This window comes from Maribacter sp. MAR_2009_72, assembly GCF_007827235.1.
GTDB classification, from domain to species: Bacteria; Bacteroidota; Bacteroidia; order Flavobacteriales; family Flavobacteriaceae; genus Maribacter; species Maribacter sedimenticola.
Map to the genome: position 1 here is coordinate 1759997 of NZ_VISB01000001.1, position 17023 is coordinate 1777019.

General features: G+C 38.9%; 15 protein-coding genes and 1 tRNA gene. 9 read left to right on the forward strand and 7 right to left on the reverse strand.

Annotated features, from left to right (window positions below; translation table 11 throughout):
* The first annotated feature begins 64 nt into the window (after nucleotides 1–64).
* From JM81_RS07250 to JM81_RS07285, 8 genes are all read left to right on the forward strand, one after another.
* Nucleotides 65–928, forward strand: a complete 864-nt coding sequence (locus JM81_RS07250) for an RNA polymerase sigma factor RpoD/SigA (protein ID WP_089262294.1) — start codon at nucleotides 65–67, stop codon at nucleotides 926–928.
* 253 nt (nucleotides 929–1181) lie between these two features.
* On the forward strand, nucleotides 1182–3170 hold the full coding sequence (pulA, locus tag JM81_RS07255; RefSeq protein WP_144801808.1) for a type I pullulanase: 1989 nt from the start codon (nucleotides 1182–1184) through the stop codon (nucleotides 3168–3170).
* Nucleotides 3171–3197: 27 nt separating this feature from the next.
* Entirely contained in the window at nucleotides 3198–3431 is a 234-nt protein-coding gene (locus JM81_RS07260; RefSeq protein WP_144801811.1) for a VF530 family DNA-binding protein, read from the forward strand.
* A complete protein-coding gene (locus JM81_RS07265) occupies nucleotides 3421–3876 on the forward strand; it encodes a tRNA (cytidine(34)-2'-O)-methyltransferase (RefSeq protein ID WP_144801814.1) in 456 nt (151 codons plus the stop codon). The genes JM81_RS07260 and JM81_RS07265 overlap by 11 nt, the downstream gene beginning before the upstream one ends.
* A gap of 45 nt (nucleotides 3877–3921) precedes the next feature.
* A complete protein-coding gene (locus JM81_RS07270) occupies nucleotides 3922–6564 on the forward strand; it encodes a c-type cytochrome (protein ID WP_144801817.1) in 2643 nt (880 codons plus the stop codon).
* 91 nt (nucleotides 6565–6655) lie between these two features.
* Nucleotides 6656–7576: a tetratricopeptide repeat protein gene (locus tag JM81_RS07275; protein WP_144801820.1), complete on the forward strand. Its 921-nt coding sequence runs from the start codon at nucleotides 6656–6658 to the stop codon at nucleotides 7574–7576.
* Between the two features lie 60 nt (nucleotides 7577–7636).
* Nucleotides 7637–8287 carry a ribulose-phosphate 3-epimerase gene (gene rpe / locus JM81_RS07280; RefSeq protein WP_089262306.1) on the forward strand — a complete coding sequence of 217 codons (651 nt, stop codon included), beginning with the start codon at nucleotides 7637–7639 and terminating at the stop codon, nucleotides 8285–8287.
* Nucleotides 8284–9258 (forward strand): YpdA family putative bacillithiol disulfide reductase, encoded by a 975-nt coding sequence (locus JM81_RS07285; protein WP_144801823.1) that lies wholly within the window; start codon nucleotides 8284–8286, stop codon nucleotides 9256–9258. The genes rpe and JM81_RS07285 overlap by 4 nt, the downstream gene beginning before the upstream one ends.
* Before the next feature lie 64 nt (nucleotides 9259–9322).
* Here the strand turns inward: JM81_RS07285 and JM81_RS07290 are convergent, their stop codons facing one another.
* From JM81_RS07290 to JM81_RS18400, 5 genes are all read right to left on the reverse strand, one after another.
* Complete coding sequence (locus JM81_RS07290) at nucleotides 9323–10726, reverse strand: TolC family protein (protein ID WP_144801826.1); 1404 nt, start codon at nucleotides 10724–10726, stop codon at nucleotides 9323–9325.
* 10 nt (nucleotides 10727–10736) lie between these two features.
* Nucleotides 10737–13877, reverse strand: coding sequence for an efflux RND transporter permease subunit (locus JM81_RS07295; RefSeq protein ID WP_144801828.1), 3141 nt, complete (start codon nucleotides 13875–13877; stop codon nucleotides 10737–10739).
* A 21-nt stretch (nucleotides 13878–13898) separates the two neighbouring features.
* On the reverse strand, nucleotides 13899–15020 hold the full coding sequence (locus JM81_RS07300) for an efflux RND transporter periplasmic adaptor subunit (protein WP_144801830.1): 1122 nt from the start codon (nucleotides 15018–15020) through the stop codon (nucleotides 13899–13901).
* A 22-nt stretch (nucleotides 15021–15042) separates the two neighbouring features.
* On the reverse strand, nucleotides 15043–15528 hold the full coding sequence (locus JM81_RS07305) for a GbsR/MarR family transcriptional regulator (protein WP_089262312.1): 486 nt from the start codon (nucleotides 15526–15528) through the stop codon (nucleotides 15043–15045).
* A 221-nt stretch (nucleotides 15529–15749) separates the two neighbouring features.
* The gene (locus JM81_RS18400; RefSeq protein WP_186435545.1) at nucleotides 15750–15905 is read right to left on the reverse strand and encodes a hypothetical protein; all 156 of its coding nucleotides are present in this window, start codon (nucleotides 15903–15905) and stop codon (nucleotides 15750–15752) included.
* 27 nt (nucleotides 15906–15932) lie between these two features.
* On the opposite strand from JM81_RS18400, the gene JM81_RS07310 reads away from it, so the two are divergent.
* Entirely contained in the window at nucleotides 15933–16334 is a 402-nt protein-coding gene (locus JM81_RS07310; RefSeq protein WP_144801833.1) for a hypothetical protein, read from the forward strand.
* Between the two features lie 56 nt (nucleotides 16335–16390).
* On the opposite strand, the gene JM81_RS07315 is transcribed toward JM81_RS07310, so the two are convergent.
* Nucleotides 16391–16464, reverse strand: a tRNA-Arg gene (locus JM81_RS07315).
* 47 nt (nucleotides 16465–16511) lie between these two features.
* Nucleotides 16512–16955: a GatB/YqeY domain-containing protein gene (locus tag JM81_RS07320; protein WP_144801835.1), complete on the reverse strand. Its 444-nt coding sequence runs from the start codon at nucleotides 16953–16955 to the stop codon at nucleotides 16512–16514.
* Between the last annotated feature and the right edge of the window lie 68 nt (nucleotides 16956–17023).

Genomic DNA, 17023 nt, shown 5'->3' on the forward strand with positions numbered 1-17023 from the left:
ACATTCATAAGTTTTTTACGTATAAGTATATGCAGTCTATGCAATTTGAACTTAATTTATTTTAATGAGACAGCTTAAGATTACAAAACAGGTCACCAATAGGGAGACCGCATCTTTGGACAAGTACTTACAAGAAATTGGAAAGGTAGACTTGATTACCGCTGATGAAGAAGTAGAGTTGGCACAACAGATCAAGGCAGGCGACCAGGTCGCTCTTGAAAAACTTACAAAAGCCAACCTCAGATTCGTGGTTTCAGTTGCTAAACAGTACCAAAACCAAGGCCTTACTTTACCAGATTTGATTAACGAGGGCAACCTTGGGTTAATTAAAGCTGCACAGCGTTTTGACGAAACGCGGGGATTTAAATTTATCTCCTACGCCGTATGGTGGATCCGTCAATCTATATTACAAGCTTTGGCAGAACAATCCCGTATCGTTCGTTTGCCATTGAACAAAATTGGTTCGATTAATAAGATCAACAAAACTTTTGCCTTTCTAGAGCAAGCGCACGAAAGAATGCCTTCTCCAGAAGAAATTGCAAAGGAATTGGATATGACCGTTGAGGATGTTAAACAATCCTTGAAAAATTCCGGTAGACACGTTTCTATGGATGCTCCACTTATAGATGGTGAAGATTCTAACCTTTATGATGTTCTTCGTAGTGGTGAGTCTCCTAACCCAGATAGGGAATTGCTTCACGAATCATTACGTACCGAGATTGAACGTGCTTTGGAGACATTGACTCCACGCGAGGCAGATGTTATACGTTTGTATTTTGGTCTTGCCGGCCAACATTCCATGACTTTGGAGGAAATTGGTGAAACGTTTGACCTTACAAGAGAACGTGTGCGCCAAATTAAGGAAAAGGCGATCAGAAGATTAAAGCATACTTCCAGAAGTAAAATTTTAAAAACGTATTTGGGTTAAAAATTCAATACATTTAAGTTATAAAAATTACAGGTTAAATATTCCTTAAATTGGTAATATGGCATATTAATTGTAATTTTAACGGTAACAACAGTTTATCATGACTGTTCGTTTTTTGATTGATGAATAAACTCCGGCTGATTACCGGAGTTTTTTCATTTAAGACGCATTCATCTTCAAAAAATTTAGCAAATGCTTACTCTACTACGACCCAAAATAATCTTCTTATATTAGGGTATTGACATTCTATGAAATGAAATTTATTGTACCGACACTTATGCTAATGGGCTTTATGCTATTCAACTCCTGCGATAACAAAACATCCTATACCAATTTTAATGACTATCCTACTCCCGTAAATGAAAATCTTTGGATTCAATATACACCCAGTTCTACACTTTTTAAAATCTGGTCACCCACTGCCCAAGAAGTTATATTACGCTTATACAAGAGCGGTAACTCTTCCAAAGCATTATCACAACATCAACTATTGAGTGGAAACAATGGTATTTGGCAGAAAGAAATCAATGGAAATTTAGATGGCGTATACTATACTTACCAAGTAAAAATAAAGGGAGCATGGTTGGCGGAAACCCCCGGAATTTATGCCCAAGCGGTTGGCGTCAACGGAAAAAGGGCCATGGTTTTGGATATGCAAACCACCAACCCCAAAAATTGGGAATTGGACCAAGGCCCTAAATTAAACCACCCCAATGAAGCCATAATTTATGAAATGCATTTGCGCGATCTTACTATACAGGCCCAGTCTGGTATAAAAAACCGTGGTACCTATAACGGTGCTACGGAAATTGGCACCAAAAACCTACAAAACAGGTCCACGGGATTAGACCATATTAAGGAATTGGGTGTTACACATGTGCATCTTTTACCCACTTTTGACCACTATTCTATTGATGAAAGCCAATTAGATAAACCACAGTACAATTGGGGATATGACCCTAATAACTACAATGTACCGGAAGGTTCGTTCTCAACCGACCCTTATCGTGGAGAAGTACGTATTGCCGAGTTCAAACAAATGGTCAAAAACTTCCATGATCAAAATATAGGTGTTATCATGGATGTTGTTTACAACCACACCGGCAAGACCACTACCTCTAATTTTAATTTGGAAGTTCCAGATTACTATTATCGTCAATGGCAAGACGGCACTTATGCAGACGCAGCAGCTTGCGGCAACGAAACAGCATCGGAAAGAGCAATGATGAGAAAACTCATGTTGGCTTCCATAAAATTCTGGATCAAGGAATATCATATAGACGGATTTAGATTTGACCTTATGGGAATTCATGATATTGAAACCATGAACCAAATTGCTCAAGAAGCAAGAAAAATAAATCCTAATATTATTATTTATGGAGAAGGATGGACAGCAAAAGAATCGCCATTACCCTATGAGCAAAGAGCCTTAAAAAAGCATATGCAGCAATTGCCCCACATTGCAGCATTTAACGACGACCTACGTGATGCGTTAAAAGGTTCTGTTTTTGATGATAAAAGTTTAGGTTTTGTCAACGGTGCCTTAAATACCGAAGAGTCCATAAAATTTGGCATAGTAGGGGCTATTTCACATCCACAGATTAATTATTCCAAGGTCAATTATTCTGATGCCCCCTACTCACTTGCACCTTGGCAATCAATAAACTATGTTTCCTGTCATGATAACCACACACTTTTTGACAAGCTGAAAATTTCAAGGCCCAAGGCTGGTATGGACGAACTTATTGCCATGGACAAATTGGCAAATGCCATAGTATTGACTTCACAAGGAACTCCATTTTTACACGCCGGTTCAGAAATGTTGCGCACTAAAAAAGGAGCGCATAACTCCTATAACCTTCCGGATAGCATCAACCAATTGGATTGGGACAGAAAACAAGAATTTGAAGATGTATTTGAATATTATAAAAACCTTATTCAACTACGTAAAGCACATCCCGCATTTGCCATGAAAAATGCCAATGAGGTACGCGATCATTTAAAATTTCATCAAATAGGACATCAACTTGTATCCTTTACGCTAGAAAATAATGCCAATGGTGATTACTGGAACACTATTCTAGTAATATATAACGCATCGGCCAAAAAAATAAATTATAAGCTAGACGGAATTTGGCAGCAAGCGGTGTCCGGTAGTACCTTTGACCTTAAAGGTTCACAAATTATAAAGGGTACTATTGATATTCCGGCAATGTCCATGTATATTGCTTTTAAACAATAATATTAGCCTTATTAACAACCATATTTCATGAGCTCATATTCTCAACCTAACAACCCACTTCACGGTGTAAAATTGGTGACCATATTGGAAAAACTTACCGAAAAATATTCATGGGAAGATTTGGCGGGTCAAGTGAACATCAATTGTTTTAAGAAAGACCCCTCAATAAAATCAAGTTTAAAATTTTTGCGTAGGACACCATGGGCCAGGGAAAAAGTAGAACAATTATATTTACAATCCTTTAAACAAAATGAGCTTTAACATAGTCCTTATTGAGCCTGAAATACCAAATAATACCGGTAATATAGGCAGACTAGCTTTGGGCACAGGTTCCACATTGCACCTAGTAAAACCTTTTGGCTTTGAGCTCAATGACAAAAGATTAAAACGGGCGGGACTAGATTATTGGCAACATTTAAACGTCATTATCTATGAAAACCAACAGGAATTTTTTGAGCACAACAAGGAAAAAAAAATGATTTTCTTTTCTGCCTCGGCAACTAAATATCATTGGGAAATAGATTACTATGATGACATGTTCTTGATCTTTGGCAAGGAATCAGTGGGCCTGCCAAAACCATTGTTACAACAATATACAGAGCATACAGTAAAAATACCTTTGTATAGCGAGCATATTAGAAGCCTTAACCTGGCCAATGCAGTTGCCGTTTCAATTTATGAAGGTTTACGACAATTAGGCCACTAAATTATAGGGTTACTTTGTATATTTAAGTGTAAAATATACAAGACCATGACCAAAACGACCAACCGTCTTTTTTATCTCCTTTTTGTTTTCCTATTTTTGGGGTGCAATGTAGAAGAAAAGAATACAAAAGAGCAGCAAGAGATTTCGTTCACAATTCCCGACGGTTTTGAGCTTGAAGAAATTTATCACCCTAGCGGCCATGAACAGGGGTCTTGGGTTGCGCTGGCACAAGGTGAACACAATCAAATGTTTGCTTGTGATCAGTATGGGGAAATCTATCAGTTCACCATCCCGGAAAAAGGTGATAAACTAGACCCAAAGAATATAATTCCTTTAGCACTGAACATTGGAGAAGCACATGGAATGTTATGGGCATTTAACAGTCTATACGTAGCCGTAAACAAAAGATGGAAAGATGATGTGCCGGATGATCAAGAAAAAGGAAGCGGAATTTATCGGATAACGGACCAAGATAATGACGGTAGGTTGGACACGGTTACCATGTTACTTCGTTTAGAGGGTAGCGGTGAACACGGGCCCCATAGCTTTACGCTTTCACCAGATGGTAGCGAAATCTACTTTATTGCTGGCAACCATACCTTAATTCCTGATAAGGTCAAAAAAAATAGCCGTATTCCTACCAATTGGGGCGAGGATAATTTATTCACTCCTTTTCTTGACGCCCGCGGCCATGCTAACGATGTAAAGGCACCAGGTGCATGGATTACCAAATTCAATGAGGACGGCAGCTCCTGGGAACTCATTTCCGTAGGTTACAGAAATCCTTTTGATCTGGCCTTCAATGCCGATGGGGAACTGTTCACCTATGATGCCGATATGGAATGGGACATTGGTATGCCTTGGTATAGACCTACTAGAATCTGCCATGTCACCAGTGCTAGCGAATATGGTTGGAGAACAGGTTCTGGTAAATGGCCTTCTTATTATCCTGACAATCTTCCTGCCGTACATAATTTGGAACAGGGTTCACCTACTGCCGTTCTATCTACTTCAACATTAAATTTTCCTAAAAAATATACCAATGGACTTCTAGCAATGGATTGGAGTTTTGGTACCGTATACTTTATAGACCTAAAACCAAAAGGAAGTTCATACGAAGCTAAAAGGGAAGAATTTCTATCTGGCACTCCATTACCGTTAACCGATATGATTGCCGGCAATGACGGTAACGTCTATTTTGCCACTGGGGGAAGACGGTTAGATTCGCGCTTATATAGATTAAGTTATACCAAAGAGACAATCGTCCAGAACAATCCTAAGAATACGGATGGGACAGCGGCACGTAATCTTCGCAAGGAACTGGAAAAATATCATGGCGTAGCTTCGTTGAAAGGTACAGAGTTGGCTTGGGACAATTTGGATCATCCAGACCGTTTTATACGGTATGCCGCCAGAATAGTATTAGAGCACCAACCTTTGGAAACTTGGTTACCAACATTTAAAAATGAAACAAATACTCGCAAAATCATTGAAGCTAGTATTGCTTTAAGCCACAAAGGCCTTACCGAACATCAATCCTTAGTATTGAACAAATTACAGGGTATAACACTGCCAGACCTTGACAATAGCACGCTATTGGATGCCTTAAGGGCTTATTCCATAAACTTTATTAGATCAGGTAAACCAGACAATAGAGACCAACAAGGTTTGGTCCGCACCCTAGCGCCCTTATTTCCTGCCAGTTCAAATGCCGTAAGCAAAGAACTGGCCCAACTTCTATTATTCTTGGACGAAAAAAATACAGTTAAAAAACTCGTGGAACGATTAGAATTCCATACCGCACAAAAAACCGTAACCGAAGGGGTGGAAATGCTTTCCGAAGAAGCTACGTTGCGCAGTGAAGAATATGGCCCTTTGATCAGGGACGTCATCTCTAAAATGCCACCAAGCGAAGCTATTTTTTATGGAATGTTATTGAGCAATGCAAAAGAAGGTTGGAACAAGGATTTAAGAACACGCTATTTTTCCTGGTATTTTGATGTACTTGGTTCAAATGGCGGTAGAAGCTTTAAGGCGTATATGGAAAATGTACGCCAACGGGCCATGGTCCATGTACCAAAGGAAGATCGGGATTATTTTCAAGAAATTTCAGGTGTCTATTCCCCATCTAGTGCAGTTGCAGAAATTCCCCAACCTATTGGACCCGGAAAAATATACACAGGTGAGGATATGGGAGATATTGTTTGGGGAGGCTTGGACAATTATAAAGGCAATATTGAAAATGGCAAAAGGGCATTTGCCGCAGCAACGTGTATTCTATGCCATAGAATGCGTGGCGAAGGGGGTGCGGCTGGTCCAGACCTAACACAGGCTCATAGCAAATTCAGTACCTATGATTTGTTTTTTGCTATTTATAGTCCAAATGATGAGATTTCCGACCAATATGCAAACACGCTATTCCATTTAAACGACAATACCAAGATTGCCGGTAGAGTTAAATCTGAAGTTGGCGACTCTATAGTCATTTTACCTAATCCGTTCAATGAAAATTATACCATTGGCATCGCCAAAAGTAATATTGTAAAAAAAGAGCTTTCACCTGTTTCCCCAATGCCTCCGGGATTATTGAACAGATTGAACAAACAAGAAGTTGCGGATTTATTCGCCTATATCATCTCCGGTGGAGATTCCTCTCATGAAATCTATAATGTCGACAATAATGATTAAATCCAGCGTTTTCCAAAGGGTCATTTTCCGCTTCAGTTCCTTAATTTCTAAATTAAAATGTTTATGTCAATTACCTACAATCTTTGCCCTCATGCTATTGGTATTGAACATTCATTGCAAGACCGAAAAAAAGACCGAAAACATCCAAATTAAAAATATACAGGACCAAGCCCAAACTTTTACCACTCCTTTGGGCAAGGAATTCAAGATTGAAAACCCATCCCAAAAAATATTGGACCAGTACACTGAAGCTAAAGCTACCTACGAAAAATATCCGGACAGCATAGAAGCAATAATATGGTACGGTAGGAGAACGGCCTATCTTGGCCATTATGATGATGCCATTACCGTTTATTCCAAGGGCATAGCACAATTTCCCAATGAACCTAGATTATATAGGCATCGCGGTCATAGGTATATCTCCGTTCGTAAATTTGATGAAGCCATAGCGGATTTGGAGTATGCAGGTAAATTAATTAATGGGACAGTGAATACCATTGAACCGGATGGGATGCCCAATGCCAAAAATATTCCCGTAAGTACGCTACATGGCAATATCTGGTATCACTTAGGACTTGCCTATTACTTAAAGCATGATTATGAAAAAGCATTTGATGCCTATGTAAAATGTAGAAAATCCGGCACATTACCGGATAATATTGTTTCTAGTACCCATTGGCTATATATGATTCAACGCAGATTAGGAAACAAAGAATTGGCCAATGAAATGTTACGACCAATTATCCCACAAATGGATGTCATTGAAAATCAGAGCTATTATCGACTATGCAAACTCTATAAAAATATGGTTCCTGTAGATTCCTTACTACAAATTGGTACAGGAAGCCCGTCTAACGATGCAGTTTCCTACGGGGTAGCCAATTGGTATTTCTATAATGGGGATAAGAAAACGGCCAAAAAACTAATGACTGACCTAGTAGAGAGTTCCGCATGGAGTTCATTTGGATATATTGCTGCCGAAAGTGACCTTTTACATTATTTTCAAAAGTGATTACATTATTCTAGGAGAACTCAAATCCTTACTTTTGTATGAACGTTTAACCCATAGAAAATGAGCAAGACATTAATAGCCCCCTCACTTCTGGCAGCAGATTTCGGTAATTTACAACGAGATGTGGAAATGGTGAATGCAAGTGAAGCAGACTGGCATCATATTGATGTTATGGATGGGGTATTTGTCCCCAATATTTCTTACGGTATGCCTGTATTAAAAGCAATTCAACAACACGCTACAAAACCGTTGGATGTTCATTTAATGATTGTGGATCCTGACCGCTATATTGAGGAATTTGCCCGCTTAGGAGCGGCACACTTGACCGTTCACTATGAAGCTTGTCCACATCTGCACAGAACCCTTCAAGCAATTAAATCCCATGGTATGAAAGCTGGGGTAGCCATTAACCCCCATACCAACGTGCAACTGTTGGAAGACACCATCAAGGATATTGATATTGTAATCATCATGAGCGTAAACCCCGGTTTTGGTGGTCAGTCGTTTATAGAAAACACCTATGATAAAATAAAGTCATTGAAAGCATTGATCACCAAAAAAAATGCTTCTACATTAATAGAGATTGATGGTGGCGTTACTACAAATAATGCACAGAAATTGGTAGATGCAGGTGCAGACATATTAGTGGCAGGGAGTTTTGTTTTTAAAAGTCAAGATCCCCAGGCAACCATAAAAGCGCTGAAGGGATGAAAACAGCATATGACCTTATCATCATTGGTGGCGGACCTATAGGAATTGCATGTGGATTGGAAGCCAAAAAAAACGGTCTGGATTACCTCATCTTAGAAAAAGGCCCTATAGTAAACTCTTTGTTTCATTATCCCACCAATATGCAATTTTTTTCTTCTTCTGAAAAATTGGAGATTGATGAAATACCTTTTATAAGTAAAGAGGCCAAACCCAAAAGGGATGAAGCTTTGGAATACTACAGACGTATCGTTACTTCTAACAAATTGAACATGCATTTGTTCGAAAAAGTAAAAAGTGTAAAGAAAGAAGCTAATATATTTACTATTATATCATCCAAAAACAAATACAACAGTAATCATATTGTATTGGCCACCGGATTTTACGACATCCCCAATCTATTGAACATTCCCGGGGAAAATTTAGACAAGGTTGCACACTATTATGACAACCCTCATTACTATTCCGGTCAAAAAGTTGCGGTAGTAGGGGCAAGCAATTCTGCTATTGACGCCGCACTTGAATGTTGGCGCAAAGGTGCTGAAGTCACATTGGTCATTCGTGGTGATGAAGTTGGGCAACGTGTAAAATATTGGGTAAGACCAGATATCATTAATAGAATTGAGGAAGGTAGCATTAAGGCATATTACAAATCTACACTTGTACGTATTGAAGAACACTCAATAACACTTCAAGTAGAAGGTAAGGAAATAAGCATTGAAAATGATTTTGTACTGGCATTAACAGGTTACAAACCAAATTTCCACTTTTTGGAGATGTTGGGCGTCCACATCAGTGATGATGATAAAAAGCTGCCACAATATGACCCTGAAAGTATGGAAACCAATGTGGAAGGACTTTACTTGGCGGGCGTTATCTGTGGCGGTATGGAAACCCATAAATGGTTTATAGAAAACTCAAGGGTTCACGCCAAATTAATTGTTAAGGATATACTTTCAAAACAATCCGTGTAATTTCTAATTTTTAAAAAAAAGCATTGGCTACCAGTTAACCAATGCTTTTTTTAGTATAAAATTATTATTGCCATCCACCCCCTAGAGCTTCATATAAGTCTACTATAGACTGTAACCTGGCATACTTTGTTCCGGTAAGGTCCAGGTTGGTACTCAAGGTATTTTGTCTAGCATTCAAAACTTCCAAATAATTGGCTAAACCATTATCCAATAATTCTTGTGAATATTCCCTGGCCACGGTATATGCCTCATATTCTTTTTGTTTCACCTTAATTTTATCCAATGCCGCATTATAGGAATAAAGTGCATCTGAAACCTCTTTGGATGCATTGAGCAATGTATATTTAAACTGTAACTTGGCTTGTTCTTGGCTTGCTTTGGCAACTTCATACTGGGTCCTTATCTTTCTTCCGTTCAATAGTGGTTGGGTCAATCCCCCTACTATGGTGGTGAATAAGGAACTGGAATCAAACAACTTATCAAAATCCAAGCTTTGGAGTCCGCCGTTGGCGGTCAAGGTCAGTGAAGGGTAGAAATTACTACGCGCCACATTGCTCAATTCAAAAGAATTCAACAATGCATACTCCGCGGCTATAACATCTGGTCTATTTGCCAAAAGTTCATATGGAACTCCTGTTTTTAAAGGAGTAGAAATTTTCTGTTCATCTAAACTGCTACGGGCAATATCCTTAGGCTCACTTCCCAGTAAAATGGACAAAGAATTTTCCAATAAACGTACATTGTTCTTTAAATCGATTAAAATTGCTTGGGCTGTATACAATTGGGCTTCGGTCTGCTTTACCCCAACTTCCGTAACATTTCCGGCCTCCTTTAAGGCTTTGGTAGTCTCCAAACCGCTTTCCCTGGTCGCTATGGTCAATTCAGTAATGGCAATCTGCTCATCCAGACTTAACAATTGATAATATAACGAAGCTATATTTGCTACCAATCTGCTCTTTACAGCCTTGTGCGCAGCTACGGATTGTATATATGTAGCCTCATTGGCTCGTTTATTACTTCTTATTTTTCCCCAAATATCCGCTTCCCAAGACAATCCACCGCTTAATTGATATTGGTCCAATCTATCAAACTGTCCACCAAATTGACTATTGGCAGAAAGCTCATTGTGGGTATATTGTGCAGAAGCATTTAGCGTAGGCAAATAACCTGCCTTACCTTGCTTTAAATACGCCTCGGCAATCATAATTTGCTGAATGGCCTGCCTAATATCTATGTTATTGGTTAAACCTTCTTCTATATATCCCTGCAATATTGGGTCCGTAAATAGCTGTTTCCAAGAAATGGTGGCTATAGAAACACTATCCTTTTGTAATGAATCGGTCCTAAAGTATTGGGCGTTCAACAATTCACTTTCCGGACGCTCATAAGTTTTCGCTGAAAAGCAGGATACCAATAATAGCGGTAATATTATTACGCTTGTAATTCTTATAATCTTTGAAAATTTCATATGCTTACAATTATTCTGCATTTTCTAATTGGTTTGTACTTGGGGCTCCACTTACTTTTTCCTGTAACCATTGAAAAAGAATAAACAAAATGGGTATTACGAACACTCCTGTAACGGTTCCTATCAATAACCCGCCTACGGCTCCCGTACCGATAGACCTGTTGCCAGCGGCACCAACTCCATTTGCCAATACCAGCGGCATTAAACCAAGGATAAATGCAAACGAGGTCATTAGGATTGGACGCAATCGTGATTCTGCCCCTTGCATTGCCGCATCTACGATACTGATACCTTCACGTCTTCGCTGCAAGGCAAATTCTACGATCAAAATAGCATTCTTGGCCAATAGGCCCACAAGCATAATCAAGGCAATTTGAAAGTAAATATTGTTTTGAAGGCCTGCCAATTGAGTGGTAAAATATGCACCAAACACCCCTAACGGTAGGGAAAGCAAAACCGAAAACGGGATGAGATAACTTTCATATTGTGCGGCCAATAAAAAGTACACAAATACCAAGGACAATAAAAAGATTGTCGTCGTCTGGTCACCTGCATTGACTTCTTCCCTTGTAAGACCTGAATAGGCAGTGGTATAATTTACGGGTAGGGTAGCCGCGACCTCTTCCACTGCCGCAATGGCATCACCGGTACTAAAACCAGGATTGGTGGCCGCGGTAATTTTGGTAGAGTTAAACAGATTGAACCGTGTAACAGATTGGGGACCGTATACCCTTTTCATGGTAATGAACTCCGTTATGGGTGTCATTACTCCTGCATTGGTCCTTACATACATTTGATCTAGATTATCTATGCCTGCACGGTCTTCTGGCAATGCCTGCACATAGACCCTGTATTGTTTTCCAAATCTTGAAAAATCCGATGCAAAAATACTACCTATATATCCTTGTAGTGTTGAAAAGATACTGCTTACGGAAACTCCCAATTCTTTGGCCCTGGGTACGTTAAGCTCTAGCTCATACTGTGGATATTTAGTGTTGAAGGATGATTGTGCATATTGTATCTCGGGACGCTGCATTAATTTGGTAATAAATTCCTGATTGGTTTTATCCAAATCCTCAAAACTACCACTGGACTGGTCCAACAAGTTCACCTCTACACCTGCGGAATTTCCAAAACCTGGAATACTAGGTGGTGCAAAGAAAATGATATTCGCTTCAGGGATGGTAGCCGCTGCCCCAAACATTTGTGCGGTAATATTCTGAATGGACAATGAATCTGCACTACGTTCGTCCCAATCCTGTAAACGAACAAATCCTAGACCATAATTACTTCCCGAACCCCCTAAAAAACTTCGGCCTTCAATTACAGAGCCTTCCAAAACGCCAGGTATTTGTTTTAACTTGGCATACAGTTCCTGGTTAACGGCATGGGTTCTATCTATGGATGAACCTGCAGGCAATTCTACATTGATAAATACAATGGCCCTATCCTCATCAGGTACAAATCCGGTTTTGACATTGCCAGATGACCACCAGATACCCACAACGGCCAAAATCAATATGACAGCGGTTACCCATTTATTCCTATATAAAAAATGTACCGCTTTACCATACTTTTGGGTAGTAGCCTTAAATCCGGCGTTAAATGCATCGAAGAATCGTTGTATAAAATTTTTGCTTTTTTCATGTTCTTCTTTATGCGGCTTTAACAAAAGGGCACACAATGCCGGTGACAACGTCAATGCATTTACTGCGGAAATCATAATGGCCACGATTAACGTTACCCCAAATTGCTCATAGAAAACCCCGGTAGGACCTTGTACAAAAGTTACCGGAATAAATACTGCAGCCATGACCAAGGTAATGGATATGATAGCTCCTGATATTTCGTTCATTGCCGTAATAGTGGCCTTTTTGGCATCCTGTGCCCCTTCATCCAATTTTGCGTGTACGGCTTCTACCACTACAATGGCATCATCTACCACAATACCTATGGCCAATACTAAAGCAAACAAGGTTAACAGGTTTACTGAATATCCAAAGAGATTTAAAAAGAAAAATGTACCTATAATGGACACGGGCACCGCTATTGCAGGAATTAAGGTGGACCTAAAATCCTGAAGGAAAATAAATACAACCAAGAATACCAATAAAAATGCCTCTATCAATGTACTGACCACTTTTTCTATAGATGCGTTCAAAAAATTGTTGGTATTATAGGGGATAAAGATTTCCATACCCTCTGGCATATTTTGCTCTATAATCTCCAATTTGTCCTCTATGGCATTGATAATGTCACTGGCATTGGAACCTTTGGTCTGGAAAATACCCAAATTCACTGCCGGATGACCGGAAGTCGTAGAACCGGATGCATAGGATTGTGCCCCTAATTCAATATCCGCAATATCCTCTAACCGTAAAAAACGTCCGTTATCCAGTGCTTTTACGATAATATTGCCGTACTGTTCCTCGGTTTTAAAACGTCCGGAATATTTAATGGTGTAACTAAAGGCCTGTCCATCATTTTCACCCAACGAACCTGCCGCAGCTTCTAAACTTTGTTCATTCAACACGGCTGTTACATCTGATGGTATAAGTCCATAAGCGGCCAATTTTTCCGGTTGCAACCAAATACGCATGGCATAGTCCTTAGAGCCAAATACGTTTACATTACCTACTCCGTTAACACGTTGAAATTCAGGTATGACATTTATTTTTAAGTAATTCTGTATAAATGTTTCATCATAATCCGGATTACTGCTATAGAATGACAAAAACATTAATGCACTGGTCTGCTGCTTTTGTGTGGTTACCCCTGTCTGGATAACGGCTTGGGGTAAAAATGCATTTGCACGGGCCACCCTGTTCTGCACATTGACCGCCGCAATATCCGGGTCCACATCTTGGTCGAAAAATACATCAATGGATGCCGTACCACTATTGGTGGCCGTAGAGGTCAAATAGGTCATACCCTCTACCCCATTTATTTGCTCTTCCAACGGAATAATAACACTTTCCAATATGGTCTCTGCACTTGCACCGGGATAACTGGCACTTACGTTTATAGTGGGTGGTGCTATATCAGGATATTGGGTAATGGGCAATGTATATAACCCCAACACTCCTAGAATTACGATAATAATGGATATTACCGTAGATAAAACGGGACGTTCTATAAATTTTTTTAACATGTTCTTTTGGTATTTGGGTATTTATCTAAATACTTTTTGCATTGGCGTGGCTATGCTATCAAAGACAACGGGTTGCGGTATGATTTTGGTTTCACCCCTGATTTTATCCACTCCTGTTGCCACTATTTCATCGCCCTTCTGTATTCCACCATCCACTAAATAAAGATTATCCACAGCTGTTATAATAGAGATAGATGTAGAAACGGCCATACTATCCTTTTTGGATACCTTATATACATATGTACTTCCCTGGCGTTCAAATGTACTTTCCTTGGGAACCACCAATACATCCTTAAAACGTTTTGGTATCTGTATCTTGGCGCTATTGCCATTACTTAAAACTCTTGAAGGGTTTTTAAACTTGGCCCTGAACGTAATTGCTCCAGTAGCTTCATCTACTTGGGAATTTATAGTCTCAATAGTTCCTTCTTCATCATAAACACGACCATTGGCCAATACCAGCTTAACCTTAGGAAGATTATTTATTTTTTCTGATATATCATCACCTTCAGTATCCTGTATAAAATCCAAATAATCTTTTTCATTCATGGAGAAATAGGCAAAAACTTCACTTATATCAGCAACGGTGGTCAATGCTTGCTGGTCACTTGGGCTTACCAACGCCCCTCTTCTAAAACGTATAGAACCTACAAAACCATTAACCGGACTTTTAATGTTACCGTAATTTATATTTGCATTTACGGCATTGTAGGTACTTTGGGCCTGCTGAAGCTTGGCCTTGGCGGATTCTAGTTGTACGTTACTGATAATATTTTTTTCAACCAAAGGTTTTAATTTGTCCACTTCTACTTGAGCCGCATTTACATTGGCACTTGCAGCGGCGGCATCTTGTGAAAGGGATTGGGTTTCTAACCTAAAGAGCACTTCTCCCTTTCTCACTTTTTGACCTTCATCTACCAATACATCGGTTATATAACCGGAAATCTTGGCCCTGACCTCACTATTTACTATACCTTCTATACTTGCCGGATATGTAGTATATGAGGTTACATCCTTGGTAGGTATGGTAACTACCTCAAAAGGCTTGGCGACGGCCAAAGGCCCTTGGGTTTTACCCCCATCCCCACATGCGACAAGGAAGATTAATGGTATTGCTACTATGGAAAGTTTTATTTTATTCATTTTTTTGATATGTTGGATTGAATTAATTTTTGTCTTGAAATTCATTAATTTTCAGTATAGCTTGTTCCAAATTGTCTCTTTCTGATTGTAGGTAGGAAAGGAAAATACTGCCTATAAATCCTTTTTCCTGATATTTTACCGGATTGTTGTTCTTATTGAAGGTATTTACTTTTTCCGCAATCTTCAGCTCCTTGGATACCGACTCCATGCGCTCTTGTAGCATATTTTTAATATAACTGCCATTGTTTCTGAAATAGCGTTTTCTATCCCCAGTTCTAGTATAGTATTCAACGAACTTTAGTGAAACCAGCAAATTCAAGTTTGTACTTACGGAACTTTTGCTATTTTGGGTTATCTCCATTAATTCATCAAAAGTATACCCATCCGAAGAGGTCAAAACCAAGATAGAATAAATACGAGCTGATAATGGTGTAAGCTTATGGCGTGCCTGAAAGAACAAACCCAATTCTTCTACCAAATCCTTTTTTTCCTGTGAACAAATACCCATAACATTATTTTAAAAAGCAAAACTATAATTTAGTTCGTTAAGTTCCGAACCAATCATTATAAATATATGTTAATTAATTTTTCTCATAGAAATGGCAGGGTAAGCTAGGTTCTTTGGATCCGCACATACTATTAAAAACAATAGTTTAAGGGTTTACACGTTATTAATAAATAATTTTCTCCCCACAATAAATTAGAACTATGATATTTTTTGGAACAGGTTCAGCCAACATTGCCAGTATAAAAACCAGAAATATTACCTGTCAACATTGCAAAAATGAAGACACCATCTATATTAATATATACCGGAAACATTTTCATATTTTCTGGATTCCCGTATTTCCGTTCATAAAAAGTGGAAACTCCTTCTGCAGTCACTGCAAACAAGTTTTAAAACCGAAGGAAATGCCCGATCAACTACAACTACAATACAAAAACATTAAAGGCAATGTCAAAGGTCCTACTTGGCAGTTTTCCGGACTTTTACTTTTAATATGCCTTATTGGCTTAATAATATACACAACTGGTAGAGATAAATTAAACACCAAGCTATATTTATCCGAACCTGAAATTGGTGATATTTATAAGTATCGTGTAGATAACGGAAATTACTCTACAATGAAATTGGTAAGCATTACCCAAGATAGTCTGTTTCTTTCGTTGAACGATTATGAGATTTCCAAACGTTCACGCATTTATAAAATAGATAAACCGGAAAACTATCCCGATACTTACTTTGGCTACTCAAAACACGAAATATCCTTAATGGAAAAAGACGGTACTATTTTAGAAATCAATAGAGATTAATATAGTGACCCAATAAAATAAAAAGCCACATCTTTAGGATGTGGCTTTTTTACTAGTGACCCCGGAGGGATTCAAACCCCCAACCCTCAGAGCCGAAATCTGATGCGCTATTCAGTTGCGCCACGGAGCCAGTTTCTATTTAAAACCGAATGATTAGCATCATTCTTTATATTTAGTTTATGCCAACTTTCTTTTTACGATGGTAGATATTAATTTTCCATCCGCCTGTCCGGCAAGTTCCTTAGATACAATACCCATTACTTTACCCATATCCTTCATTCCGGTAGCTCCTACCAAATCAATGGTCTGTACCACTACTTTCTCTACTTCCTCTTCCGTAAGTTGTTCCGGTAAAAATTGTTCTATAACGGCAATTTGGGCCAATTCTGGATCAGCAAGATCCTGTCTTCCCTGCTCTATAAAAATTGCTGCACTATCCTTTCGCTGCTTTACCAGTTTCTGAACTATTTTTATTTCGTCATCTTCCGTAATTTCACCCCCACCACTGGTATTTGCCACCAACAAAGCGGACTTTATAGCTCTAAGAGATTCCAAGGCAACCGAATCTTTGGCTTTCATAGCCAATTTCAACTGTTCCATAACCTTTTGCTGTAAACCCATAGCTTTTATATTTTGGATTGCGAAGATAAAAAATAAACCCGAAAACCATTACGGATTTCGGGTTTAAA

Excerpts from the sequence above, each read along its gene's own strand:
- JM81_RS07285 (WP_144801823.1), top strand. The coding sequence starts at position 8,284 with ATGAAAACAGCATATGACCTTATCATCATTGGTGGCGGACCTATAGGA.
- rpe (WP_089262306.1), top strand. The coding sequence starts at position 7,637 with ATGAGCAAGACATTAATAGCCCCCTCACTTCTGGCAGCAGATTTCGGT.
- JM81_RS07295 (WP_144801828.1), bottom strand. The coding sequence starts at position 13,877 with ATGTTAAAAAAATTTATAGAACGTCCCGTTTTATCTACGGTAATATCC.
- JM81_RS07300 (WP_144801830.1), bottom strand. The coding sequence starts at position 15,020 with ATGAATAAAATAAAACTTTCCATAGTAGCAATACCATTAATCTTCCTT.
- JM81_RS07265 (WP_144801814.1), top strand. The coding sequence starts at position 3,421 with ATGAGCTTTAACATAGTCCTTATTGAGCCTGAAATACCAAATAATACC.
- pulA (WP_144801808.1), top strand. The coding sequence starts at position 1,182 with ATGAAATTTATTGTACCGACACTTATGCTAATGGGCTTTATGCTATTC.
- JM81_RS07250 (WP_089262294.1), top strand. The coding sequence starts at position 65 with ATGAGACAGCTTAAGATTACAAAACAGGTCACCAATAGGGAGACCGCA.
- JM81_RS07260 (WP_144801811.1), top strand. The coding sequence starts at position 3,198 with ATGAGCTCATATTCTCAACCTAACAACCCACTTCACGGTGTAAAATTG.
- JM81_RS07320 (WP_144801835.1), bottom strand. The coding sequence starts at position 16,955 with ATGGGTTTACAGCAAAAGGTTATGGAACAGTTGAAATTGGCTATGAAA.
- JM81_RS07275 (WP_144801820.1), top strand. The coding sequence starts at position 6,656 with ATGCTATTGGTATTGAACATTCATTGCAAGACCGAAAAAAAGACCGAA.
- JM81_RS07290 (WP_144801826.1), bottom strand. The coding sequence starts at position 10,726 with ATGAAATTTTCAAAGATTATAAGAATTACAAGCGTAATAATATTACCG.
- JM81_RS07270 (WP_144801817.1), top strand. The coding sequence starts at position 3,922 with ATGACCAAAACGACCAACCGTCTTTTTTATCTCCTTTTTGTTTTCCTA.
- JM81_RS07310 (WP_144801833.1), top strand. The coding sequence starts at position 15,933 with ATGCCCGATCAACTACAACTACAATACAAAAACATTAAAGGCAATGTC.
- JM81_RS07305 (WP_089262312.1), bottom strand. The coding sequence starts at position 15,528 with ATGGGTATTTGTTCACAGGAAAAAAAGGATTTGGTAGAAGAATTGGGT.